General features: G+C 36.1%; 21 protein-coding genes. 6 read left to right on the top strand and 15 right to left on the bottom strand.

The features are described from left to right. Window positions 1-39: 39 nt before the first annotated feature. Both AC3B6D_RS07900 and AC3B6D_RS07905 read right to left on the bottom strand, forming a co-directional pair. Entirely contained in the window at window positions 40-1,041 is a 1,002-nt protein-coding gene (locus tag AC3B6D_RS07900; protein WP_489775357.1) for a sensor histidine kinase, read from the bottom strand. Further along, window positions 1,034-1,720 (bottom strand): response regulator transcription factor, encoded by a 687-nt coding sequence (locus AC3B6D_RS07905; RefSeq protein WP_489758013.1) that lies wholly within the window; start codon window positions 1,718-1,720, stop codon window positions 1,034-1,036. The genes AC3B6D_RS07900 and AC3B6D_RS07905 overlap by 8 nt, the downstream gene beginning before the upstream one ends. A gap of 819 nt (window positions 1,721-2,539) precedes the next feature. Between AC3B6D_RS07905 and AC3B6D_RS07910 the strand changes: the two genes are divergently transcribed. Continuing rightward, window positions 2,540-3,424, top strand: a complete 885-nt coding sequence (locus tag AC3B6D_RS07910) for a LysR family transcriptional regulator (protein ID WP_489775358.1) — start codon at window positions 2,540-2,542, stop codon at window positions 3,422-3,424. 19 nt (window positions 3,425-3,443) lie between these two features. On the opposite strand, the gene AC3B6D_RS07915 is transcribed toward AC3B6D_RS07910, so the two are convergent. Both AC3B6D_RS07915 and AC3B6D_RS07920 read right to left on the bottom strand, forming a co-directional pair. Continuing rightward, a complete protein-coding gene (locus tag AC3B6D_RS07915; protein ID WP_489775359.1) occupies window positions 3,444-3,785 on the bottom strand; it encodes a cyclophilin-like fold protein in 342 nt (113 codons plus the stop codon). Between the two features lie 140 nt (window positions 3,786-3,925). After that, on the bottom strand, window positions 3,926-5,107 hold the full coding sequence (locus AC3B6D_RS07920; protein ID WP_489775360.1) for an MFS transporter: 1,182 nt from the start codon (window positions 5,105-5,107) through the stop codon (window positions 3,926-3,928). A 221-nt stretch (window positions 5,108-5,328) separates the two neighbouring features. Between AC3B6D_RS07920 and AC3B6D_RS07925 the strand changes: the two genes are divergently transcribed. The 3 genes from AC3B6D_RS07925 to AC3B6D_RS07935 all read left to right on the top strand — a co-directional run bounded on the left by AC3B6D_RS07925 (window position 5,329) and on the right by AC3B6D_RS07935 (window position 10,400). After that, window positions 5,329-6,081, top strand: coding sequence for an SDR family oxidoreductase (locus tag AC3B6D_RS07925; protein WP_489758009.1), 753 nt, complete (start codon window positions 5,329-5,331; stop codon window positions 6,079-6,081). Between the two features lie 99 nt (window positions 6,082-6,180). After that, window positions 6,181-7,293, top strand: coding sequence for an acyltransferase family protein (locus AC3B6D_RS07930; RefSeq protein ID WP_489775361.1), 1,113 nt, complete (start codon window positions 6,181-6,183; stop codon window positions 7,291-7,293). A 488-nt stretch (window positions 7,294-7,781) separates the two neighbouring features. After that, entirely contained in the window at window positions 7,782-10,400 is a 2,619-nt protein-coding gene (locus AC3B6D_RS07935) for a hypothetical protein (RefSeq protein WP_489775362.1), read from the top strand. Between the two features lie 74 nt (window positions 10,401-10,474). Here AC3B6D_RS07935 and AC3B6D_RS07940 read toward each other — a convergent pair whose 3' ends face one another. From AC3B6D_RS07940 to AC3B6D_RS07975, 8 genes are all read right to left on the bottom strand, one after another. Beyond that, on the bottom strand, window positions 10,475-10,609 hold the full coding sequence (locus AC3B6D_RS07940; protein ID WP_489775363.1) for a hypothetical protein: 135 nt from the start codon (window positions 10,607-10,609) through the stop codon (window positions 10,475-10,477). A gap of 293 nt (window positions 10,610-10,902) precedes the next feature. Beyond that, a complete protein-coding gene (locus AC3B6D_RS07945; RefSeq protein WP_489775364.1) occupies window positions 10,903-12,057 on the bottom strand; it encodes a sialidase family protein in 1,155 nt (384 codons plus the stop codon). Between the two features lie 71 nt (window positions 12,058-12,128). Next, the gene (locus AC3B6D_RS07950) at window positions 12,129-13,421 is read right to left on the bottom strand and encodes an oligosaccharide MFS transporter (RefSeq protein ID WP_489775365.1); all 1,293 of its coding nucleotides are present in this window, start codon (window positions 13,419-13,421) and stop codon (window positions 12,129-12,131) included. A 31-nt stretch (window positions 13,422-13,452) separates the two neighbouring features. Beyond that, window positions 13,453-14,412, bottom strand: coding sequence for a glycoside hydrolase family 43 protein (locus tag AC3B6D_RS07955; protein ID WP_489775366.1), 960 nt, complete (start codon window positions 14,410-14,412; stop codon window positions 13,453-13,455). Between the two features lie 29 nt (window positions 14,413-14,441). Continuing rightward, window positions 14,442-15,863 carry an L-arabinose isomerase gene (gene araA, locus AC3B6D_RS07960; protein ID WP_489775367.1) on the bottom strand — a complete coding sequence of 474 codons (1,422 nt, stop codon included), beginning with the start codon at window positions 15,861-15,863 and terminating at the stop codon, window positions 14,442-14,444. Between the two features lie 16 nt (window positions 15,864-15,879). Continuing rightward, window positions 15,880-16,611: an L-ribulose-5-phosphate 4-epimerase gene (locus AC3B6D_RS07965; protein ID WP_489758004.1), complete on the bottom strand. Its 732-nt coding sequence runs from the start codon at window positions 16,609-16,611 to the stop codon at window positions 15,880-15,882. A gap of 3 nt (window positions 16,612-16,614) precedes the next feature. Continuing rightward, window positions 16,615-18,219, bottom strand: coding sequence for a xylulokinase (locus AC3B6D_RS07970; RefSeq protein ID WP_489775368.1), 1,605 nt, complete (start codon window positions 18,217-18,219; stop codon window positions 16,615-16,617). Between the two features lie 279 nt (window positions 18,220-18,498). After that, window positions 18,499-19,587 carry a GntR family transcriptional regulator gene (locus AC3B6D_RS07975; RefSeq protein ID WP_489758002.1) on the bottom strand — a complete coding sequence of 363 codons (1,089 nt, stop codon included), beginning with the start codon at window positions 19,585-19,587 and terminating at the stop codon, window positions 18,499-18,501. Between the two features lie 126 nt (window positions 19,588-19,713). Here AC3B6D_RS07975 and AC3B6D_RS07980 point away from each other — a divergent pair, with 126 nt between their 5' ends. Continuing rightward, entirely contained in the window at window positions 19,714-20,763 is a 1,050-nt protein-coding gene (locus AC3B6D_RS07980) for an aldose epimerase family protein (protein ID WP_489775369.1), read from the top strand. A 172-nt stretch (window positions 20,764-20,935) separates the two neighbouring features. On the opposite strand, the gene AC3B6D_RS07985 is transcribed toward AC3B6D_RS07980, so the two are convergent. Next, window positions 20,936-22,465, bottom strand: coding sequence for a gluconokinase (locus AC3B6D_RS07985; protein ID WP_489775370.1), 1,530 nt, complete (start codon window positions 22,463-22,465; stop codon window positions 20,936-20,938). A 147-nt stretch (window positions 22,466-22,612) separates the two neighbouring features. Here AC3B6D_RS07985 and AC3B6D_RS07990 point away from each other — a divergent pair, with 147 nt between their 5' ends. Beyond that, on the top strand, window positions 22,613-23,095 hold the full coding sequence (locus AC3B6D_RS07990) for a hypothetical protein (protein WP_489757999.1): 483 nt from the start codon (window positions 22,613-22,615) through the stop codon (window positions 23,093-23,095). A gap of 107 nt (window positions 23,096-23,202) precedes the next feature. Here the strand turns inward: AC3B6D_RS07990 and AC3B6D_RS07995 are convergent, their stop codons facing one another. Together AC3B6D_RS07995 and AC3B6D_RS08000 are read right to left on the bottom strand one after the other, a co-directional pair. Beyond that, the gene (locus tag AC3B6D_RS07995; RefSeq protein WP_489775371.1) at window positions 23,203-23,592 is read right to left on the bottom strand and encodes a MerR family transcriptional regulator; all 390 of its coding nucleotides are present in this window, start codon (window positions 23,590-23,592) and stop codon (window positions 23,203-23,205) included. A gap of 79 nt (window positions 23,593-23,671) precedes the next feature. Then, a complete protein-coding gene (locus AC3B6D_RS08000; RefSeq protein ID WP_489775372.1) occupies window positions 23,672-24,634 on the bottom strand; it encodes an aldo/keto reductase in 963 nt (320 codons plus the stop codon). Window positions 24,635-24,657 lie beyond the last annotated feature (23 nt).

Genomic DNA, 24,657 nt, shown 5'->3' on the forward strand with positions numbered 1-24,657 from the left:
CTTTCACTTTAACAACAAGTTACAATCTCCGCCGTTAAGTTACAGTTTAGCAACCTCTTTAATTTGCTCTATTGGAAAAATCAGACTAACTACCGTTCCTTGCTGATATTTGGACGCTATCGTTAACTGGTCGTGAAACTTTTGACTAATTTGTTGGGCCAAATATAACCCCATTCCTGTTGCATTAGGATTATTCCGGCCATTAACTCCAGTAAATCCGGCTTCAAATACGCGTGGCAAGTCACTAGCCACAATCCCAATACCCGAATCAATAACCCTTAAGCAATTGTGTTCCCAAACCAATTTAATTTCACTTCGATCGTCCGAATACTTCCAAGCATTAAAAATTACTTGTTCCAATATTACTTGCAGCCATTTAGTATCTGTCAAAACCTGAACCGCTGGAACTTGAATACGTGGAGAAATTTGGCGTTGAATAAACAGCGGCGCAAATTTTTGTAAAACAGTTTCTATAACTTGTGTCAAGGAGACCCAATTAAAACGTAAATCATGTGTTAAATTTAAAAAACGATCATAATCTAACATCGAATCTAATTGCTGCTGAATCAACTTGGTTTGCGTTCGAACCGCGATAGTATTCAGCTGCTCAATACTCTCACTCATTAATAACAGATCCGTAACTGGAACTTTGATTTCATGAGCCCAATGTATTAAATAATCTTGTTGATACTGAGCCCTTTGCTTTTGCACTTTTTGGTCAGACTTTACTTGCTGCTGCAAAGTTTGTAATTTGTGCAATAAAAGATAGTTTTCCCAATCACTAGCCGATAAATCTTGAAACAATGCTGGCTGGGAAAAATCTGTTTGCTGCAACTTTTGCCCCTTACGCCACTGATAATAAGTTTTTAAACCGCAATAGACCCCTACAAATAGTAAACTAAAGCGAATAAAATCACCCAAAATAATTATTGGTAAATGATACAAAACAAATAAAATACTTAGTAAAACTAACAAGCCACAATAGCTCAGTAAGCTTAGCAATGCCGGTTTAATCAAGAGCCACATTTCCTTTTTATTCATAAGCACATAACCGATAGCCACTACCAGGTTCAGTTACAATATATTGTTGCAGGTCAATTGGCTTCAGTTTACGACGCAATCGGCTAAAATTAACTCGCAAAGCTTGCTCATCCAAAAACAGACCTCCCTGCCAAAAAGTCTCCAAAAAGTGTTGCGTAGAAATTACTTGATTAACATTTAAAAATAATAATTGTAAAATATCGCCTTCAGTCGGTGACAAATTAACACGTTGCTGATTAAAAACTACTTCATTTCCTAAAGTGTAAAGAGTATAAGGTCCAAACTGTAATTGACCACTTTGAACTTGTTGATCATAAGTCTGTAATCGCCGTAACATCGCTTGAACTTTAGCAAGTAAAATGCTAATCGTAAAAGGCTTAATAACATAATCATCTCCACCTTCAGCTAATGCTCGCAACATACTGGTTTCTTGATCAATAGCTGACAAAAATAACAATGGTACTGTCGAAATTTGACGTAACTGTTGTGCCCAATAGAAACCATCAAAATATGGCAAATTAATATCCATAATAACCAAATCTGGCTTTAATTGTTTAAATTCTGCGATAATCTTTTGAAAATCTGAAACGCCAACTACTTTCAACGACCACTTAGCGAAGTTTTTTATTACGGTTTGCAATAGAGTATTGTCATCATCGATCATCATAATTGTTTGCATCTGGATTACCTCTCCCCCAAACTTAAGTATTAACGTGATAATTAGCTTTAATTTACCATAAATTGACTAAAATTAACTCTGAATTAACAAATATCTTTCTTAGAAATTTTTCCGAAAATTCATAATGTATTTAAACTGTCATAACAATTTTTAATTTCTAGTCATTTTTCCGTAAGATTTTCTTTAAATTTCACCAAGCTAATGAGATCTTATATGATATAATTTTAATCGGCAACTCGCCCCGTAAGGGGGGGATACCGTGTTTCAGACATTTTTCGTAACTGTTGTTGCACCGATTATTGTTAGAGTAACAACACAAGTGCTTGTTGATTGGTTACACAGCAAGCATAAAAATAGCTGAGTTGCTAAGTAACTACACATAAAAAAGCCATTCCTACTGGAGATAGGAATGGCTTTTGTGTTATACCATGTTAGACACTTTTCGTACTTACAAGGATAGTATATCATAATTGTGTTAATATTCAAATTAACCAAGCTGCCTCTTTATCATAGAAGTATCTTTTATACTATCTACTAAAATTAGTTTTTTCGTTAAAAATTTGTGATAATCTGTTTCTAAACATTAAAAAATTAACTTGAACTTTATTTTTTAAAACTGTAAATTCATCCAGCATAGCCCCCACAATTAAAACCAGCTTCCGAATCAAACTTTAGTTTTTTTCCGTAGTGGATAAATTTACAAAATATCGTCACTAAGTACCGAGTATTACTCACAGTAATAATTTAAAGAAGTCTAATTCATCATAATTGTGCTAGTATTAATTCCAGATTGACAAAATATCATCCTAAGGAGTAATTATGGAAGTTCATAGCCTACGTTATTTCTTGGCAGTTGCTCAAGAACAAAATATTTCTCGAGCGACCAAGTATTTACATATTTCACAGCCTGCTTTATCTCGCCAAATTAGTGAATTGGAAAAAGAATTGGGCGTGCAATTATTTGATCGCAGTTCCCACAACATTAAATTAACTAACGATGGTTACTATCTCAGAGAGCATGCTCAACAAATCATCGCTTTAGTCGATAAAACTACGTCAACTTTGCAAGCTAATCACTTACTCATCAGTGGTGAATTAGACATTGGGTGTGGCGAAAGTTTGGGAATGCGTCAAGTCATGCAAGTGATCGGACAGATTATGGATAAATATCCAGCCGTCAAAATTCACCTCCACAGTGGTGATGCAATGGAAGTAGAAAAACAATTAGCAACCGGTAATCTAGACTTTGGCGTCATTATGGGTGAATATAATTTTCATAATTATCAAACCTTACAACTACCTGAAAAAAATTACTGGGGCATTCTCATGGCCGCTAATTCACCCTTAGCGCAAAAACCATTCGTAACCCCTGCTGATTTAATTTGCCAAAAATTAATCATCTCCGAACAAGTCCAACACAGCTCTCACTTACAAACTTGGTGGCAAAATGTGGCAGAACAAATTCAAATTGTTGGCACTTATAATCTAGCGTATAACGCTGCACTGCTAGCCCATAATCCACATTATTTAGTTTTAGCATTTGAAGATGTAGTCCAAAATTATCATGGTGGTTTAGTTTTTCGGCGACTACAGCCACAACTATCTGAAAACAATACTTTAATTTGGCAAAAGAATCGAATCATGTCGAACATTGCCAAACTATTTTTACAACAATTGCAAGCAAATCTTGCGCATAATAATTAATCAATTATCAGTTTAAAAACTAATTTTTGGTAATCGTCACTGTAAACGCATTTCTCTGATGTTTCCAAGCCGAAATAGCTCGCTGTGAATTTTGAAAATGGCCAAGCACACGAATTCCTTGAAAATACGCAACAGGTCCATAATACAGAACTAAACGTGGTTGCGGCGACCAATAACCTAAATCACCAACTTTAGGATTGGCTCCAACTGGCATTTGTTTAATAGACAATGGTTGTTTCAAGTCGGAAATTTTTTCTGCTTGGTTAAAATCACGAAACCGCAGCTTTAATGGCAGTCGCTTTTGTAAGCTTTTGGCAGCAGCACTCTGATTTAAGTATGCGCGATATTTGTGATGATGCATTTTGATAATTATTTGATTAGTGTTTTGTCACTAGCTTGAATTGATTGTAACGATGCTAAATAGCTCAATAAAATAATGATTAAAAAGCTGATAACTATCATGCCCCAGCCGCTTCTATTTTGTTTCATTAGAAAAACTCCTTACTTATTCATAGTTGAACGTCTATGAATATTAAACTGTTGTAAAACAATAATCAAAATTCCTCCTAATAAAAATAACTCAGTCCCTAACAAGGACCCTGACACTCCTTTAGCCACAATGATCTGACCACAAATAGCTGAACCTAACGTCGTGCCCAGATTAGCGCCTGTAATAAACAAGCCATTGGCCAAATCAGGCGTTTGTTGCAAGGCAGTATTCATAATATACTGATTCAAATTAGCTTCCATTCCTGCCAATGTCCCCAGCAAAATAATCAAAATGATAATGACACTGATATTTTGATGATAAAAATACAGCAACAAATACGGCACTAACATTAATATTGGCAAGCCTACTAACACCTGTCGTGGCTTCACCGCCAATAATTTACCAGCAATTTCATTACCCAAAACATTAGTTAAACCATAGATTAGTAACAATACACTAATTAACCAACTGCTTAAAGAACTAGCTTGACTTAAAAAATCTGATAAATAACTATAAAAACCAAAAACACCACCATTGAGAAAAATGATAATTACTAAACTAACCAAAGTTGGTAATTTAACTAAAGTCAACATTTGTTGTTTAAAATTAAGTTTTTGTGGCATAGCAACTGGCACTAAGTAAAAAGCACTAGCACATAAAATGAGCAAATTAATTAAGCCAAAAGTTAACATCACTAACCGAAACGATCCATAACTCGCTAATAAATTGGCTAGTGGCACACCTAACACCATGCCCGCAGAGACGCCCATGAAAACTTTTGCTACATATTGTGAAGCCTGCTGTTGATCACTGGCAATGACCGTAGCAGTTGACATGGCATATGACACGAATACCGGATGTAAAAAAGCTGGTAAAACGCGGACAATTAATAACCAGGTAAAGTTCGTAATAAATGCTGACGCAAAGCAGCTGATCACAAACAGGCTAATAGCTAATAACATCACTCTTTTTTTATTAAACCGCCCTAGCAGCGCTGGTAAAAACGGCCCACTGAGCGCAATAATTAAAGCAAATAAACTTACTAATTGGCCCGCAGATGCAATGCTCACATGATACTGGTGAGCAATATTGGGTAAAATGCCCATAATCCCCATTTCTGTGTTAGTAATACTAAACGTACCTAATGCTAATACCCAAATTAAAATATTTTTTTGTTTTTGACTAAGTGGCATAGTTTTTCTCCTCAGCGTTTAAAATCACCATCAATTTTAAAATGCTGCTGGTCACCTGTCTAATGCCAATAATGGATAACCAACTATCTAATTGCGTTATAATTGCAAAATTAATATGTATAACTCGAGCTGATACTAAACTATTTAAAATAACTATTGGTTATTTTTGATCGCCGTCGTTACAATTAACTAATACTATTAATTTTTAAAGGAGAGCAGACATGACTGTCAAAGATAAGGTTGTTATTATTCTTGGTGCCTCTTCAGGTATTGGGGCCGCTACCGCTCAACTATTAGCTGCTAGTGGCGCCAAATTAGTCTTAGGGGCCCGGCGTGAACAAAGATTAAAAGAGTTGATTCAGAATTTAGATGCCCCAAGTGAGGCTTATTATCAAGTAACTGATGTCACTCATCAACAACAAGTTCAAGCCACTATTGATTTAACCTTGGAAAAATTTGGTCACATTGATGTTTTATATAATAACGCAGGCATTATGCCCCAAGGTTATCTAGCTGATCAAGAATTTGCTACCTGGCAAAAGATGATCAATACCAATATTATGGGTGTTTTAAACGGAATTGGTAGCGTTTTACCAATTATGAAACAACAACACTCCGGCTTAATAATTAGTACCGATTCTGTGGCTGGACACGTGATTTATCCCGGATCGGCAGTTTACAATAGTACTAAATATGCTGTGCGTGCCATTATGGAAGGCTTACGCCAAGAAGAATACGCTAACGGAATTCGTTCGACGATCATTTCTCCAGGAGCAGTGTCCACAGAATTAATCAATACCGTAGGTAATGAGCAAATCAAAGCTAGTCTAACCCCCACATTTAATTCTGCTGCCAGCGATGGTTTATCCCTAAGTCCCCAAGATATTGCTCAAGCGGTTAAATATGTGATTGACCAACCCGAACACGTTACCATTAATGAAATGCTAATTCGTCCAACTAAGCAAAGTGTTTAATTAAAGACTATTACTTCCTAAAGAAAAAACTCTATAATAATTGTATTATAGGGTTTTTTGTTGTTTTAATTTAACAATTTAAATATAGAAGGAATAATGATGACTCAAACCACTTCCACCGATACTGATATGGGTGACTATCTGAAGACTTTTGCCTGTACAGCAGTCATGTTACAGTCAATTTTGGCACAAGTTTTACAAACTTACTGTACCAAACCGCAACAAGTTGGCATTGGTATCACCTACGATTTAATTAAATTTACTGCTCCAGCATTTATTTTTGGTATTATTTTTTCAACCGTCAAAAATACACCGTCTCAAATTGGGCACCAATATCCGACGTATTTAAAACAACAATGGCGTGCATTATTCATCCCCAGTATTTGTTGGACTATGATTTATCTAGTATTATTTCCCAATGAACAGCAGGTTGAAAAATATCATAATTTCGCAACTTTTTTGTGGCAAATGATCAATGGCAATGCCGCACCGCATTTATGGTACAACACAATGATGCTGCAATTTATCATTTTAATGCCCGTCTTTTGGTGGTTACAAAAATTTACTCAACAAAATAAGCAGCGCTCACTTTGGGTATTGATTATTAGCAGTTTATTGTATGGTGGCTGGCTAGTTTTTTATCAGCTAACTGTTTTTCGTGGCCCACACCAACATGATTGGTACTTATTAGATCGCCTTTGCTTAAGTTTTTTTATCTATGCAGTGTTGGGCGTCTTAACTTGGAATTGGCAAAAACAGCTTGCTAAATTTTTACATAGATCATGGCCCTTATTAGTGCTACTATTTCTTCTCATTTGGAGCTGGACTAATCGAGAATTATTAAGTTATGGCTATCCAATAGTTTTAAACAATGCGCCATATTATAAACTATCAATGACTCTCTATTGTATTGTTATCATCAGCCTCATTGCCACTTTGGCGCTTCATAATCTCCGACACCAAGCCAAAGTTTTACCTGTAATCCACTTTTTAGCACAGTACGCTTACCGCGCTTACCTAGCAAATGTTGTTTGGTTGCAAATTATTTGGCATTTATTTGGTTCGTGGCTACGTTATCACATTAATCTAGCACTAGCCATTATGATTATTTATCTATTAACTTGGTGCTTATCATTCTTGTCAGCAATCCTTTTGCACTTGCTGTGGCACAAAACAAAAACTATTCGCTTTTTCTATAAGATCAAAATTTAATATTATATTGCACTAGTTAGTAAAAATTATTTAATTCAATAAAATCTTCGCACAAATTGCAGAATAAACTTACTTGTAGTACTTGGCGCTGAATATTATTAATTGAGTTTCGAATCGTCATACTACTAGTTGATTGAAATAAATTATGACTTAATTTATGTCCATAATTGTTCCTGTACTAAGTAATTTTCTAAATTGCGTAACTAATCACCATACCATTAGATAATAATTGATTAATATACTTGTTTGATATGACAAAACCAAAAGTCTGACCTCAGCATGGCTCAATTTCTAGATAGTTCATTGAGAAATATATACTACTTTAGTAAGTTGAAAAATCAATAGTTAATGTTTAGCAGTCTTATTTACAAAGTTAAAAATAAGCTTATACTAATAATTGCAGTAATTAAATTATCGAATAATTAGTCCAATTGTGTGTTAGCGTTTTTTCAACTGATAGAATATTAATTAATTTATGAGGTTGTACAATGAGACATCGCCGAAAAAGAGCTTTGAATTTACTTTTGATAATTACTTTATCAGTATTAGGTGTTTTGGGGACAATTAATTCTAGTCAAGCAGATGATAGTATTTCAAGCTTTTTATCTCCAGTAATTCCTACTCCTTCTCAAGAATTTCTAGCCAAGCCAAAAGATTTTTTAAAATTCCGCCCAAAAAAAGCGCTTACTATTTCTAATTGGTCTAATAAATCTGACTTATTACGTGGTGCCAATCCAATTGCTGGTACCGAAGTCGCTAGTGCTAATTCTAACCTTGACTTTACATTAAACACTAGTGGCGGTTTTGACTCAAATAACAATCCATATGTTTCTTTGAATTGGAAAGATATGTCTAATGCAACTAATGGTGGCTATAGTGGTGGTTATCAAGTCACACGAACTACTGATGATCCGAGTAATTCTTTCGTGAATTGGGAGCCAGTTGGTACTAACTATGGTAAAAAAATTAAAATTCTCAATGTCTACCCAACTGATGGTAATCATTTAAAAGATTGGATGAACATTATTCCAAACAGACAAATTGCAACGGTTTCAAATGATCTAATTGCTGTTACACCAGTAGCAGAAACAGATTTTAATGCCAATCCCAATCATTATTTATTTAAAGATGCTAACGATCAATATAACTATGACGGCTTATTCTTTGGTTCAGCGGATGGCGGTAAAAATGTCGATTTAAGTGTCGCTAGTGCTAATGCTACTAATGCTTTTGGAAATACAGGGCGTTCATTGATTTTTGGTCATGATACTTTAACTGGTAACTTATCTCATTATAATAGCTTTGCTGATAAATTAGGACTAAAAATTATGCCAATGAGCTATGATGCAGGAGCGAATGATGACCGCATTGGCTCAAAAACGGTCGAATTAATGTCAGATATGCGAACAGGATCTCTAGCTTCTTATCCTAATAAACTGTTGCAATATAACAGTACTAACAAATTTACAATCCAACCTTCTCATACCGGAGGGCAATTCTATCTTTATAGTGATGGTGCACAAAGATGGATGGATTTTGCAATGGATCCAGGACAAAATTCGTTCCACTTTTTAGGAAGTAATGCCCAGCCTGCTACTTCTGTTCACTATTTAGATAGTAATGGTAACCGCACGTCCAATCCTAACGGTGCTATCGGTGATGATAACTGGTATTTAATTACTAAAAACAATTATGCAATGACCCAAACTGGCCACACAACCGGAGCATGTTCCGTTGAAGAAGCTATGATTCTAGCTAATATGATGTATTATACTAGCACATTAAACACCACCACGCATGGCGAAGATCGAACCGTCAAAGACACTGCCGCTCCAGATGCACCAATAATTGATAATATCGCACCCACAGTTAGCGATAAAGTAACGGCTAACTGCAAAAGTACAGATAATGCTACCAATTACTATTACCGGGTCCAAGCTAAACGTGGTAGTAACAGTACTAATTCACAATGTATCAAACAACCTATTAAAAGTGACATTAAGGGTTATATTTATCAAATTGATAACAATGCTAATACGACTATTAATCCAAATAAGGATACTCAAGGTAATATCGATAGCTCTAATAACACCAATTTCATCGGTGTATCTGATCCAACATCTAAAGCTTCCATTAATAATATTAATCGTTTTTCTCATCAATATTTACACGTGGTTGCGATTGATAACGCTAATAACGTATCCGCAACTAGTTCTAAGAAAATTTCGAGTTTAATTAACAAAAGTAACAGTTATTATATTTATCAGATCTGGGATGATGCTAATCATAACGGCTTAAAGGAAGCTACTGAAAAAATTATTCCACACCAAACGGTTTCATTTTTTTATAGTAAACAAGATGGCACATATGAACCAATTTTAACAAAGATTAATTCTTGCGGAAACGAAAGCTACGGTAGTGGTTGGTTGCAGCTGAACTCTACAGTACAAGCAGGAATTGACATTGATACCGCAGCTTTCAAAGGACTAACGCCCACAGTAACTGGCGGTGACAGTTGTCTTCAAACCAGTCCACCAAAAACCATTAATGGCCAGCGCTATGTTCTTTCTGATCCTCTGAAGATTACCGATACCATTCCTAGAATCGAGATGGGGTTAACCAAACAACTAAAATTTTTAAGTTTAACTAATCTGCCAAAGATGGATTTTGGTGACAATAATAATGTTATTGGATATCAAAATACTAAGACTTTAACTAATAACAATTCTACTGATGTAGATAATGAGTTACAGATTGATGACCAACGAGGCAGTCAACCAATTCTTAATTATTCTGCCATTCCTTATGAAGTTACAGTTAAGTTATCACCATTTAAAAACGGTAACAAAACTGGTTTACAACAAGCCCAATTGTTTTTTCAAGAACGCAACAATCCACAATCGATCACTGTTAATCCAGATAATGCTGAGGTGTCACTTTATAATTCAGGAACTGCCATTTTAAATGGAATTAATACTCGTTACTATAATGATATTAACGGTCATTCACAAATTAAATTGACAGTACCACCTAAGAATCTCAATAACGACATTACCGCTGGTACTTATAGTGCCACATTAACCTATTCTATTAAAAATGCTCCATAAAAAAGTTATTTTAATTGCTCACAAAAAAGCACTGTCAATCGCTGCTGACTGTCATTTTTAATTGCTCTCACTTTTTAAATATGTGCACCAAAAACTACAGTGGTCACAATTATATTGTAATTGACACGCCACTTATGAATTATTATAAGCGCAATTCTTAACCCAATTGTAGGTGGTATTTTTACCAACATATGAATATGATCTAGCATGACATGTACTTCGATAATTTTTATGGTTCGTACATCTTTTTAAAATTCGTTCAATATCTTGCCGTAATTCTTCATAGATTACTTTTCGATGATATTGCTTACAATTCAATCTCGTATGTGCTAAACCATTAGAATCTTATTTCACGATCAGAAAAATTATTTTTAACACCCACAAACAAAGCTAGTGGTATATTTTCACCTTATATAAAAATAACAACTTTCGTCGATAAGTTTTCGTTAACGGCAAAAGTTGTTAAAATGATAATCAATTAAAATTAATAAAGTCTAAAAAGTTAATTTAATGAATATACCAATGATGTCAGTGAATTATCATCTGTTGCTGTTGGAGCCTTTAACGCACCTCCACTCACAATCAAAAGCTGATTATCGCTAATAGGTGTCAAAGATCTAGAATATGCTAAAGGCATATTCAATTTGACAGTTTTCCACTGATCAGCTTGACCATTACTTTTATTAATATATAAGTCTGAGCTACCATCAGTATTGGCTACTATTGTTCCATCAGGCATAGTTGTGACATAAGGCGCACCACCGTAGGCCAAGCGCTGCCCTTCATCACTAGCATTCCAATTTAATCCATCATTAGAAATCTTATAATTAGTTCGCCATTCACCTGAATTAACTACTTCATAAGTCATTATATACTTCCCATTGGACATTTGAGCAACTGTAACCATTCCCGGTCTTGCAGTAGGTGACTTAAAAGCAACATCATCAACTTCATTTTGCCAATGTAAACCATCAACAGAAACCTGATGCGCTAGCTTTTGACTATGAGCAGGTTTATCACGTTCATCAGAATAATAACATACCAATTGATGATTAATTACCTTTAGAAATGGTTCCCAAACTGGTCCGTTACTCGTTGTATTAACGTCAGCAGTACCTCCAGTAGCTACTGTACTTAAATATTTCCAGCTACGTGCATGGTCAGTACTATAATACAAGTCAATCGAAGTTTTACTTAAATCATTAGGGATAGAATTTCCTACACAAAGAATCGCTCCTTTAGGAAGATTTCCTATTTGCTCTGGTAATTCATATAAAAAAGGTTGATAGCGGTTACCCCAAGGCTGACCATTGGTAAAATTATGCTGTTCCTTAACCTCACTAATTTTACTCCAAGTTTGACCCTTGTCTTGACTTTCAAAAATTAAAAAAGAAGGTGTTCCATTTACATAGTGCTCAGAAGTAGCATAAAGTCGACCATTATATTCAGCGTTACTGTATTTAGTAATTAATCCCCGTCCATAAAGAAAGCTAGGACTTTTAGTATCTGGAATTTGTTGTTTATTAGCAATGGTTTTTATAGACGTATTGCTAGAAGCGCGCACCGAAGTTATTGATGATGGGCTTATCCAAATTAAGCCTAAAGTTATAATAGAAAAGACCAATATCCAACTTAAGTTCTTTTTCTTTATACGCATTATTCCTACCTCCATTGATTAACAATTTAAAAACTTTTGATAAAAATAAAACAATCATCTATCACCTCACTTTAATTTTTAGAAGTACTAATATTTACATCTTCTCTTTTATCAACCGCATTTTTATCTACTTCTCCAGCTTGAATAGGATCTTCTTTCTTTAGGCAGAATGCAGCAAATAACGTAATGATAAACACAAAAATTCCCATCATTACATAGGTATGCTGATAACCAATGCTGTCATATAATTTTCCAGCTACTGAAGAAAACACAAATACCGAAATTTGTTTAGCAAAGTTCGAAGCTAAAGCATAAACTGTGGCATAAAGACGAATATCAAAAGCTCCAGCAATATATTTCATAATAGATGTTAATAATAGTGGCATTTCCAAACCGGCGATAAGTCTAAAGAAAACTACCCAACCCCATGAAGGAGCTAAGGCTGATCCTAATATACGAATACATGTCAAAAATCCATAACAAATTAAACCATTACGTGAGCCTATCTTATTAATAATCCAAGGCATTGGAAACATTAAAAAGAATTCAATCAACGTCTGACCAGAAGTCATATAACTGTACACTAAGGTTCCTTGAGAGGCAGTATGGAAAAAGGTTTTAAAAAAGATAATGAATTGCTGATCAAAAACATCAAAAATAGCCGATGCACCCATATAAAATATTGATAAAACCCAAAAATTCATATTTTTAAATACAGAACCAACTGTCTTTAAATCTAAAGAATTAGAAGTATCTCCTGCAGCTGAAGCATTAGCTAAATTAATTCGATCACTAAATAAAAGTAACAACACTAAAATAATAGCTGCTAAAGTACAAATCCAAAAAATTGAATTTGGCTTCCATAAAAACAATCGTCCAGCTATCAAAGAAGCAACAATTCCTGATAAAGAGCCACCCAATCTGGAGTGAGAATACTCAAATCCATTGGCTAAGCTAGCACGTTGAACATATTGTTCAATAACACTAACTCCACCATTTAGAATAAAGCTCAAAAAGGTACCTGTAACAATTGCTACTAAGAATGAATTAATATGCAATAATGGTAAAAATAGCCATTGAAAATAAGGTCCAATAAAAATTGCAACTATCGAAATAGTCAAAATCAAATTCTTTTTAAACAATAGCTTGTCTGAAATAACACCAAAAAATGGTTGAAAAATTAAAGAAATGCCAGCCATCATAGAAAAAACCAAGCCAGATTCTGTACCGTTTAAATGTCCTACTTGTTCCATCCATAAAGTTAAATAACCATTAATGGTGGCCCAAATAAAGAAATAACTAAAATGAGTAAACGGAAAACCCCAAAAATGTTTACTGTTAGAAGAATTATTTTTATTATCCATTTTTAATCTTGCCTTCTATTATTCATATTTTTTAGTAATTGTAAGGAACTGGCTTGCCAAAATTAGGAGTTCCATCGCTGTTCCAATCAAATGCTTGAATTTTGGTATGACGATTGGGATCATATAAAGGATCTCCCTTGATTTCGGTATAATCTCGGCAATGATAAACCAATATATTAGTTTTATTATCCTCAGAAATAGTAAAACTATTATGACCCGGGCCGTACTGATGCTGTCCTAAATCACTTTGAAATACCGGATGATTACTTTTTACCCAATTGTCTGCTACCAGTAGATCTTTTTGATCACTAATGGTTAACATCCCCATACAATAATTCTCATCTGTAGCACTAGCAGAATAAGTTAAAAAGATTTTTCCATCATGCTTTAAAACCGCTGGACCTTCATTGACCCAAAATCCTTTAGTTTCCCAGTCGTATTCAGGAACTGATAAAAGAACGGGGCTAGTTTTTAATGTCCAAGGATTTTCCATTTTTGCAATATACAAATTAGAATTCCCTTTGATTGTTGGATCCTTCTGAGCCCAAACATAGTACAAATCACCATTATGTTCAAAGCAAGTCGCATCTAAAGAAAAGCTATCTATTCCCGTTTCAATTTGACCATGCTCAAACCAATTATTTTCTTGCATAGGATCTTCAGCATCACATTCTATACAAAACATACGGTGCTGAAACATGCCGTTATTATCTAAAGCTTTAGTTTCGGCAGCCGCAAAATAAATAAACCATTTATGATCTATATAATGAATTTCAGGTGCCCAAATTAGCTGACTCATCGGGCCAGAATCATGTTTACGCCAAACAGTTCTTGGTGCAGCGTGGGCTAAACCATTTAAAGTCTTAGATCTTCTAATTTCAATTAGATCATATGACGGTACAGATGCAGTAAAGTAATAATAATTATCTGTGTGTTTATAAATATAAGGATCTGCTCTTTGAATAATTAACGGATTGATATAATTCGACATTTCTATAATCTCCTAATACTTAATAAGTTTTAAATCAAAACTGCCTTAATACCATAAAGGGTAGCCAAATCTTCAACTTGTTGTGCCGTGGCGGAAAAACTAAAGACCGTATGGTGTCCACCACCATTTTGAATCCATTGTGTAGCACCATTCTTTAATCCCGCTTTGGGTGTCCACATTTGCTTAGCAACTGGTAAATGTGGCGTTTCTTTTTCTGGTTTTTGACCAGTAACCGGATAACCAATCAACTTAAAGCCATCGCGAAAATCAGCTAAAGTAATATCAATTGCATCACCCTGTGAACCGGTGAAGACCAAACGAGCAGGATCATCTTTGCCACCAATATCCAATGGATGAACTTCCACCCGCACTTGATCGGAAGCAATTGAAGGATCAACTTCAAGCATATGTGAACCCAGAATTGCTTCGTGACCTGGGCGCAAATCCAAAGTGTAGTCTTCCATAAAAGCCGTCTTTTGGTTATGTGTCATAATCTTAAAGACTCGAAGCAAGGCAGCTGTCTTCCAATCACCTTCACCAGCAAAACCATAACCATCTCGCATTAACAATTGGGCTGATAATCCTGGTAACTCTTCTAATCCCCATAAATCTTCAAAGTTTGAAGTAAAGGCACTGTAACCACCTTGTTCTAAGAACTTCTTTAGAGCCAAATATTGCTTTAATTGATAACGAACAGCATGCTCATAAGTCTTTTGATCATTAGCGCCGACTACTAATTGATAATCCTTTTGCAATTGTTGATATTGTTGTTCAACATCATCATCGCTAACTTCCTTCATCGAAGCTACTAAATCACCAACGCCATAATAATCAACCGTCCAACCTAATTGAATTTGCGCCTGAATTTTATCACCTTCAGTTACCGCAACATTACGCATATTGTCACCAAAACGCGCTACCTTTAAGTTGAAGGATTCATCATATGCTACAGCCACATCTTGCCAATCAGCAATTTCTTGTTGAACTTTCTCATCCGTCCAATGTCCGTAAACAACTTTATTATGCTTTTGTAAACGTGCATTAATATAACCATATTCCCGATCGCCGTGGGCACTTTGATTCAAATTCATATAGTCAAAGTCAATGTCATCATACGGAATATAATTTAAATATTGAGTAGCAAAGTGCAATAGTGGTTTTTGTAATAACTTTGTACCCCGAATCCAATTCTTAGCTGGTGAGAAAGTATGCATCCAAGTAATCACACCAGCAACTCGGTCTTCATAATTAGCTTTTTTCATAAACTGTGTAATTTCATCAGCTGTGGTTAAAACTTCTTTGAAGACAATCGTATAAGGAAGTTTACCGCTTTCATTTAAAGCCTGCACAATTTTTTTAGCATCCACAGCCACACTCTTCAAAGTTTCTTCACCATATAAATGCTGACTGCCGGCTGCAAACCAAAATTCATATTTAGGTAATTCTAACATCTTCATCCACTCCTAATTAATTTTCCCGTACAGCATGATCATGAGAATGTTGACTATTTTGACCATAATAAGCATCTTGACCATGTTTACGATAATAGTGTTTATCTAACAAATACTGTGGCACATGACTGTCATTGCGTGTCAATTGCAATGTGTGATAATCTTCTTCGGCAACCACCTCCAAAACTTTGGCATTATAAACAGCTTGCTTAGCGTCAGCTCCCCAACTAAAAGGACCATGCTGACTGACTAACGCCGCAGGAATTGCTTGATAATCCAGCTTACGCTGTTTAAAGGTTTCAACAATTGCTTTTCCAGTATTACCTTCGTAATCTTCTGTAATTTCTTGTTTAGTCAGGGCTTTAGCTGCAGGTACATCACCATAAAAAGTATCGGCATGCGTGGTATTCAACGCAGGAATATCCATTTTTGCGGCTGCAAATGCCACTGCCCATGGTGAATGTGTATGAACAATGCCACCAATTTTGGGAAAAGCATTATACAAAACTGTATGTGTCGGTGTATCACTAGAAGGATTCATCTTGCCTTCCACTACTTCGCCTTTTAAATTAACAACCACTAAATCCTGCGGTGTTAAATCTTCATAGGCAACACCAGAAGGCTTAATGACAAATAAGCCTTGCTGGCGATCAATTCCTGAAACATTTCCCCAAGTAAAAGTTACTAAATCTAACTTGGGTAATTGCATATTGGCTTCATAAACTTCTTGCTTTAATTGTTCTAACATGTTCTACTCCTTTAAATTTTTGCCTGCTAAGCGTTCGACATCCAAACCGGCTTGATAATTATTTAAAAACTTTTGATAACCTTGAACTCCCAGCGGTTCAGGACTTAGAGTCATACTTTCTGGTTTAGCAAATACTTGTTGATCCAAAAAATCCGCTAGCGTTAATTGCTTGGGATTATCTGCTACATAACTAGCTAAGATTGCCATTCCCCATGGTCCACCAGCTTGTGCCGTTTGCATCGTGGTAATTGGCAGATTTAGAGCATTAGCTAACACTTGCTGAGCAATAATTGGGGTCTTAAACAAACCACCTTGAGCAATCATCATATCTAACGAAATATGTTCTTCTTGTGTTAAAATATCCATTCCTATCTTTAATGGGGCAAAAGCTGCGTATAACTGCGCCAAAATAAAATTAGCCAAGTTCAATTTAGCTGCCGGCGTCCGGACAAATAATGGGCGACCCGCAATGGTTTGTGTAATATTTTCGCCTGAAAGATAACTATAATTGACTAAACCGCCAGCATCAGCTTGCGCATGGGTGGTCATTAATAATAAACGTTCATATAATTGATCATTCGTTAAATTGACGCCTAATTGTTGCGCAAATTCGCCAAACAACGAAAGCCACGCATTAATATCAGACGAACAATTATTAATGTGCACCATTGCTACAGCTGCACCACTAGGAGTAGTAACGACATCAATGTCACGATGAACTTGCTTTAACGGCTGGTCTAACACCACCATGGAAAAAGCCGAAGTTCCTACCGAAATATTACCTGTATGTTGGCGTACACTATTGGTTGCTACCATACCTGTTCCTGCATCACCTTCAGGAGGTGCCATCAAACTACCAGCTTGTAGCTTACCACTAGGATCTAAAAACTTGGCACCTTGCTTACTTAAAGTGCCCGCTTGTTGGCCCGCAGTCAAAACTTGTGGCAAAATATCATCCAAATGCCACTGATATTGTTGCTTTAAAGGTAATTGTTCAAACAAAGTTAAATAATGTTTGTCATATTGAAGGTTTGTACTATCAATAGGAAACATGCCTGATGCATCGCCAACTCCTAAAACTTTTTGACCAGACAATTGCCAATGAACATAGCCAGCAAGTGTTGTCACAAACGCGATTTGTGCCACATGCGGTTCTTGATTTAACATTGCTTGATACAAATGAGCAATACTATAACGCTGTGGAATATTAAAATTGAACAATTCGGTTAATTCATCAGCCGCTTGTTGGGTAGAATTGTTCCGCCAAGTGCGAAATGATACCAGTAATTGACCGGACTGATCAAAAGCCAAGTAACCATGCATCATGGCACTAACACCAATGGCCTTAATCTTAGTCAACGGAATATGGTATTGACTTTGAACCTGTGCTACCAATTGAGCATAACTAGTCTGAATACCAGTTTTAGCTTCTGCCAAAGAATAGGTCCAAAGATTATCAACTAATTGATTCTTCCAATCAAAACTACCTGAAGCAATCGTTTGAAACTGTTGATCAATTAGCACCGCTTTAATCCGTGTTGAGCCCAACTCAATTCCTAAGCTCACTTCACCTGTTTTTATAGCCTGCACAGTCTCCACTAACTTCATTCCTATGAATTCTCCTAAAATATTTATTTAAAACAGTAAATAAACGTTTTCAAAAAACAATTACATTGTAGAATATTCATCCCGATAAATCAATAGTATTTAAATTTATCCGTACCATTTTTTAATTTTAATGTTTTTTTAGCAAAGTTAAATATAGTAAAGGCTTAAAAATCAAAGCTTGATTTATCCGGAATAATATACTAACGTTTAGATAGCGCTTACTGTAACGCTGTCAATAGCCAAAAACAAAAGCAAAATAAACAGTAAAGCCCGAAGACCTTACTGTTTATCAGGTGCTATTGTTGTAACAGATTGCCGCTTGATTAAGCGTGGATGGTATTGAACAGATTGGACAGTTTTCTTTTGTAGTAACTGTAATAGCATTTTACCAGCATCTTCACCCATTTGTTCTTTTTCATGCTTGACAGTTGTTAAAGCCGGATTTAAGTATTCTGACATTTGATAATCATCAAAACCCACAACTGAGTAATCTTGTGGAACTCGTAGATGTTTGGTGCGCAGATAATCAATTAGCTGAATTGCTAATTCATCATTGTAACAAGCAATAGCGGTCGGTGCATGTGCTAATGCTAAATTACTATCAATGCGTTGCAAAATTTTAGTAATCTCATCTTGTGATTGATACATAATGAGATTACTTTGATAAGCAAACTGGGGGTGCTTTTGGTAAGCACGAATAAAACCTTGCATCCGTTCGACACCTTGTTGATCATCAACTTTAAATACCCCTAAAATACTACGATGTCCTAACGACAACAAATACTCTACCAATTGCTCTTCTGCGGCACTATCCGCCATAGTTAAACTGGGAAATGTCATTTCTGGATAAGTAGCATTAATAAATAATGTTGGAATATGTTGAGCTTGGATTTTTTCATATAAATCCAAATTGGCATTCGGCAAAGCACTTTGCGTTGGCTCAATAATTAGTCCTGCAACCTGTGCATCCAGCAATTTGATTAAACTTTGCCGTTCTTTGGTATAAGTATTGTGAGTATTGCCAATTAGTAGAGAATAGCCGGCTTGTGATAGAATCCGATCAATTCCAGAAATAATTCTGGGAAAAATATAATCTGCAATATGGGTGGTAATCACGCCAATCAATTTACTATCAGCACTAGTTCGCCAATTCTTTTGCCAATCTTGAACAAAGGTGCCACCACCTTGAACTTTATAAACTAAATGCTGTTGTTGTAACTCGGTCATTGCTCGGCGGATAGTGTAACGTGAAACTCGAAAAGTTTGCATCAATTGCGTTTCTGTTGGCAATTTTTCATCAACCGCATATTGACCGGTTAAAATAGCAGCTTTTAATTGATCATGCACCTGCTGGTACTTATTAGTCATTATTACCACCTCTTTTTTAATCTTCATTTTTGACAATCATAGCAAATTTTGGATTGCACTAATTAATCCGTTTTATTTTAAAATAACTAGTTGTAAATCTCAATTAAATTTTTCAGGAGGTTTCCCATGTCACAAAAGCAAACAAGTTTTCAAACGACACAAACTTTATTTGATTACTATCAAGATCAACCCGTTACTAAATTTTCATTAACTAATCAAAACGGCGTCCGTTTATCAGTTTTAGACTTTGGTGCTTTAGTTTATGAAATTACTTTACCAAACGGACAAAATCTCATTTTAAATTATCCACACACTAAAGATTACTTAGCCAATCCCTTTTATCTGGGAATGGCCATTGGACGAACAGCAGGGCGCATCAAAGATGGTCTTTTACATTTAGCAGGCCAAACGGTGCAATTACCTACTAATGAAAAGACAACCACCTTACATGGCGGTCCCCACGGTTTCAATTCTCAATTTTGGAACGGACAAATTCAAACTAATGACTCCGAACCCCAAATTGTTTTGCAGCATCACCAATTAAGCCAAACTGATGGTTTCCCGGGTAATTTACAAGTTCAAATCACTTATAGCTTAACCAACACCAACCGAATTAACATTAACTTTCAAGCCCACAGTGACCAACTGAGTGTGTTCAATCCGACCATGCATCTTTATTTTAACCTAGGAAACACTAATTCTATTTTAGACCATACACTGCAAATCAATAGTCAGCATGTCCTGCAATTAGATTCCCAGAAAATTCCTACTGGTCGTCTCCAACCGACCGCTAAGACTCCCTTTGACTTTCAAACACCACACTTACTCAAAACAGCCATTGCGCAATTACAAACGACTGCTGAAAAAGGCTTCGACGATCTTTTTATTGTGCAACCAGACGCTGAACAAAAAATTGCCGAATTAACAGCCCCCAATAATCAATGTCAGATTCAATTATTTTCCCAAAGAAACGGTTTAGTTGTCTTTAGTGCCAACAGCTTTACCAAAGAGCACATGAATTTAACTCGCACCCATGGTGTCGGCATTCCCTATTTAGGATTAGCACTGGAACCCGAAACCCTACCTAGCAGCCAAAACGAGCACGTCGAAGATGCAATATTAATTCAACCCAATGAAACAAAAAATTACCAAATCGGTTATCAATTAATCTTTTAATTTTTAATTGAGTATAAACTACTAAACTACCAGTTACATTAAATTGTAACGGTAGTTTTTTTTAGTCAAGAGGACGTGACCAAAAAATTTTTGTCAATTTAAGCGAAAATGTTCTGCTTGCGGTGCACCAAAAGTTGCTTAGAAATTAAATACTCACCATTTTTTTCAAGACTTAATCTGAAGTAAGAGCGTGTCTAATTTGAAATTGTGCAAGATCAGCACATTCTGATTGTAATTGAGCACTTACTCGTTGATAAATTGGAAAGAGCTCTTGATAAACAGCAACATGATCCTTAATTGGCCTATAAGTTTTCATGGGACCAACAAACTGGGTTACCGCTGAAAAATCAGGCACCCATCCTAATGACTTCATTGCCATAACAGCGGCTCCTAAGCATGAAGATTCAAAAGCCAACGGTACAGCAACTGGTTGATCAAAGACGTCCGCCACAATTTGACAACCTAAGTTAGACTGAACAAAGCCCCCTGTGAGAATGATTTGTTGCGAAGTAACACCGACTTCACTCACTGCCTGATAAACACTATACAAATTATAAACAATGCCTTCTAAAACTGCTCGAATCATATCAGATCGCGTATGCAAAGCATTTAATCCGACAAAAGAACCTCGTGCTTGCGCGTTCCAAAGCGGAGCTCGTTCACCATTTAAAAAAGGCAGAAATAATAAACCGTTCGCTCCCACTGGTACTGTAGCAGCAATCTGCATCAATAAAGCATAGGAATCCAACTTTTCGTCAGCCTTCATATCCAATAAGTTATCCCGGGCCCACTGCCAGATATTGCCACCGTTATTTACCGGACCGCCAACTACATAATGGCTCGCATCCAATAAATAACAAAATAATCGTTGCTGAGAATCAATGACGGGGTGGTTGGTTAATATGCGAACCGCTCCTGAAGTCCCAATAGTCATGGCGACACTGTGTTCATCTAAGGCGCCCACTCCCAAATTAGATAACGCCCCATCAAAAGCCCCTTGCACAAAGATTACATCAGCTGGACAGCCAATAATTTGCGCATATTGTTGCTTTAAACCGGCAAACTGCGTTTCTGCAGCAACGATTGGTGGCAACTGATTTTGCCTAATCTCCGCTAAGTGTAATGCTGTTTGGTCCCATTGTTGTTGTTGAATGTTAAATAAACCAGTACAACTCGCAACAGAAAGATCCATTTGCCAAACGCCACACAAACGATACAAAACATATTCTTTAATGCCGCAATAATAGCGGGCCTGCTGAAAGATTTGCGGTTGTTCTTCTTTCAACCACAAAAGTTTACATAATAAAGACATCGGATGCAGCGGCGTTCCCGTTCGTTCATAAATTTTAGTACCCTGTAAAGACGTTTTGAGTTGTTGGGCATATTTACTAGCGCGCGTGTCATTCCAGGTCATAATTCGCGTTAATGGTTGATGATATTGATCTAAAGCTATGAGACTCTGATTAGCACTCGAGAAAGCGATCGCTTGAATGTCTTGCTTATTGTTCACTGCTGTAAAAATGGTCTGTAAAACTGTCACTACTGCCTGAAAGATAATTTCAGGATCTTCTTCGGCTAAACCATTAGCTTCACGATATAAAGGATAGCCCTGATGAGCTTGACTAACTATTAGTCCTGTCCTGTCATATAAAACACCTTTAGTACTTGTAGTTCCAATATCTAACCCCACGACATAATCCATGATGATTGCTCCTTTATTTAACAATACTCCTATTTTAGTTTGACACTCCGTCTTTCAAATGCAATGACAGCAACGATTGCATTTCCTATATGCAAAGTTTAAGATACTAACCAGTAATCGTAGTAAATTATCGTTGGGGAGATTAATATGCATTTATTAACAACTTGTTTAGCTTTTGTAGGTGATTGGTTTCTGTTTATTTACCCGGTTTATCAAGCCGGCTTGGAATTACAAGATTATCGTAAATTTTTGGCAAATTACCGTGAAATTTCCATTAATGTTAAGAAAATATCGCCTTTATGGTGGTTAATTCCACCTTACAAAATTTGGTTAGAAAAAAAACGGGGCACTACTATTTTACGCCAAGCAGTTCATGATGAAAATGAATTTCATGAAGCTATGAATTTTTTAAATAAAGCTACTGCTTGGTGGTATGTGGCGTTAGCTGGTTTATTAAATAGTATCCAATCCAGTTATGAATTATGGGAATTATTTGAAATTAAATTAAATTGGATCTTTTTCTGGTTATTAATTTTACTGCTCTTCTTAGGTGGGATTATGCAAGTTTTATACCGGCTGAGTGATTGGCGTTTTCAACACATGCTTAATGTTTTTCATGCTAAAAAATAAAAAGACTAGCACCGAAGCTGGGACAAATGTGAGCATTAATTTATTGTCCGGACTTCATGGTTCTAGTCTTTTTAAATCCATCAATTTAAGTTTTTCGACACTAACTATTACTTTTTAGGAGTTCGTAGTTTATCATTTTCATACTTTAATAAACGTTGCTCATAGCCATCAATCTTTTGATCGAGTCGTTGATAAGTGGCCTGCATTCGTTGAATCTTTTGGCCCAATTCATCGCGTTGCTCGATTAAAATTTGTTTACGTTGAGGAATGGTTTGCTTCCCCTGAAAAAACAAATCAACATATTCAATGAGCGCTTTCAAGGATATTCCCGCAGCGCGAAACTGTTTAGCCAAATAAATCCAATTAACATCTTCGGTTTGATAATCACGGTAGTGATTATTCTTTCTAGTAACTGGCGGAATAGCCCCCACTTTTTCCCAATAACGAATTGTATCAATATTGACGCCAGTTTTTTGACTGACTTGTTTTATGTTCATTTGACTAACCACCAATCATTAATATATCTAGCATAACACAAGCAACTAATGATCTAGGATGCCATTCGCTCATTATCCTCTAAAAATGCGCTTCATTAATATTCATTTGATCTAATTCATGATTAATTTGTTGCATTTCACTAGTTGATAATTCCACTTCACTTGCACCTAAGTTTTCTGCCAAACGTTTCATTTTGGTGGTACCAGGAATGGGAACAATATAATCTTTTTGCGCAATTTCCCAAGCTAAAACTATTTGCGCAGAAGTCGCATGTTTTTGTGCCGCTAATTGTTGTAACAAGTCTAAAACGACTTGATTTTGTTTCATGACTTCTGGTTTAAAGCGACTCATCGTATTTCGAAAATCACCTGCGGCATATTTTTCACCTGGTTGATACTTGCCACTTAAAAAGCCGTTGCCTAACGGACTGTAAGCCACAAAGCCAATACCTAATTGTTCACACAAAGCAAATAATTCTGTTTCTGGCTTACGATAAACCATTGAATACTGATTTTCCATGGCAGTTAAAGGCGAAACTTGATGTGCTCGCTTAATATAATCTATCGGTGCATTGGACACACCCCAATGTAAAATCTTACCTTCTTTAATTAAGTCATTCATAACTTCCGCCACTGTTTCTGGAGCAACGTTAGGATCAACACGATGTTGGTACAACAAATCAACATGGTCTGTTTGTAAGCGTTTAAGTGATTGTTCCACTTGCTGATGAATTGAGTCCGGTTGACTGTCCAAAACATTCGTTGGCTGACCATCAATGACTTTTTGTCCCGTGATGCCAAACTTCGTGGCAATGATGGCTTGATTGCGAATCGGCTTTAGAGCCGCTCCCAATAATTTTTCATTACCTGGGCCATAAACTGGAGCGGTATCAAAGAAATTGCCCCCTAACTCAACTGAATGCCGAATTAATTCGATCATTTGTTGGCGATCAGCTTGCGGACCGTAAGCATGATCCATGCCCATAATCCCCAAACCAATTGCTGGAACGCGTAAATCTCGTCCTAAAATGCGTGTTTTCATAGTTGAAACTCCTCTTTTTATTG

It is taken from the genome of Bombilactobacillus sp. ESL1097 (assembly GCF_058107205.1).

Excerpts from the sequence above, each read along its gene's own strand:
- AC3B6D_RS07900 (WP_489775357.1), bottom strand. The coding sequence starts at position 1,041 with ATGAATAAAAAGGAAATGTGGCTCTTGATTAAACCGGCATTGCTAAGC.
- AC3B6D_RS07905 (WP_489758013.1), bottom strand. The coding sequence starts at position 1,720 with ATGCAAACAATTATGATGATCGATGATGACAATACTCTATTGCAAACC.
- AC3B6D_RS07910 (WP_489775358.1), top strand. The coding sequence starts at position 2,540 with ATGGAAGTTCATAGCCTACGTTATTTCTTGGCAGTTGCTCAAGAACAA.
- AC3B6D_RS07915 (WP_489775359.1), bottom strand. The coding sequence starts at position 3,785 with ATGCATCATCACAAATATCGCGCATACTTAAATCAGAGTGCTGCTGCC.
- AC3B6D_RS07920 (WP_489775360.1), bottom strand. The coding sequence starts at position 5,107 with ATGCCACTTAGTCAAAAACAAAAAAATATTTTAATTTGGGTATTAGCA.
- AC3B6D_RS07925 (WP_489758009.1), top strand. The coding sequence starts at position 5,329 with ATGACTGTCAAAGATAAGGTTGTTATTATTCTTGGTGCCTCTTCAGGT.
- AC3B6D_RS07930 (WP_489775361.1), top strand. The coding sequence starts at position 6,181 with ATGACTCAAACCACTTCCACCGATACTGATATGGGTGACTATCTGAAG.
- AC3B6D_RS07935 (WP_489775362.1), top strand. The coding sequence starts at position 7,782 with ATGAGACATCGCCGAAAAAGAGCTTTGAATTTACTTTTGATAATTACT.
- AC3B6D_RS07940 (WP_489775363.1), bottom strand. The coding sequence starts at position 10,609 with ATGCTAGATCATATTCATATGTTGGTAAAAATACCACCTACAATTGGG.
- AC3B6D_RS07945 (WP_489775364.1), bottom strand. The coding sequence starts at position 12,057 with ATGCGTATAAAGAAAAAGAACTTAAGTTGGATATTGGTCTTTTCTATT.
- AC3B6D_RS07950 (WP_489775365.1), bottom strand. The coding sequence starts at position 13,421 with ATGGATAATAAAAATAATTCTTCTAACAGTAAACATTTTTGGGGTTTT.
- AC3B6D_RS07955 (WP_489775366.1), bottom strand. The coding sequence starts at position 14,412 with ATGTCGAATTATATCAATCCGTTAATTATTCAAAGAGCAGATCCTTAT.
- araA (WP_489775367.1), bottom strand. The coding sequence starts at position 15,863 with ATGTTAGAATTACCTAAATATGAATTTTGGTTTGCAGCCGGCAGTCAG.
- AC3B6D_RS07965 (WP_489758004.1), bottom strand. The coding sequence starts at position 16,611 with ATGTTAGAACAATTAAAGCAAGAAGTTTATGAAGCCAATATGCAATTA.
- AC3B6D_RS07970 (WP_489775368.1), bottom strand. The coding sequence starts at position 18,219 with ATGAAGTTAGTGGAGACTGTGCAGGCTATAAAAACAGGTGAAGTGAGC.
- AC3B6D_RS07975 (WP_489758002.1), bottom strand. The coding sequence starts at position 19,587 with ATGACTAATAAGTACCAGCAGGTGCATGATCAATTAAAAGCTGCTATT.
- AC3B6D_RS07980 (WP_489775369.1), top strand. The coding sequence starts at position 19,714 with ATGTCACAAAAGCAAACAAGTTTTCAAACGACACAAACTTTATTTGAT.
- AC3B6D_RS07985 (WP_489775370.1), bottom strand. The coding sequence starts at position 22,465 with ATGGATTATGTCGTGGGGTTAGATATTGGAACTACAAGTACTAAAGGT.
- AC3B6D_RS07990 (WP_489757999.1), top strand. The coding sequence starts at position 22,613 with ATGCATTTATTAACAACTTGTTTAGCTTTTGTAGGTGATTGGTTTCTG.
- AC3B6D_RS07995 (WP_489775371.1), bottom strand. The coding sequence starts at position 23,592 with ATGAACATAAAACAAGTCAGTCAAAAAACTGGCGTCAATATTGATACA.
- AC3B6D_RS08000 (WP_489775372.1), bottom strand. The coding sequence starts at position 24,634 with ATGAAAACACGCATTTTAGGACGAGATTTACGCGTTCCAGCAATTGGT.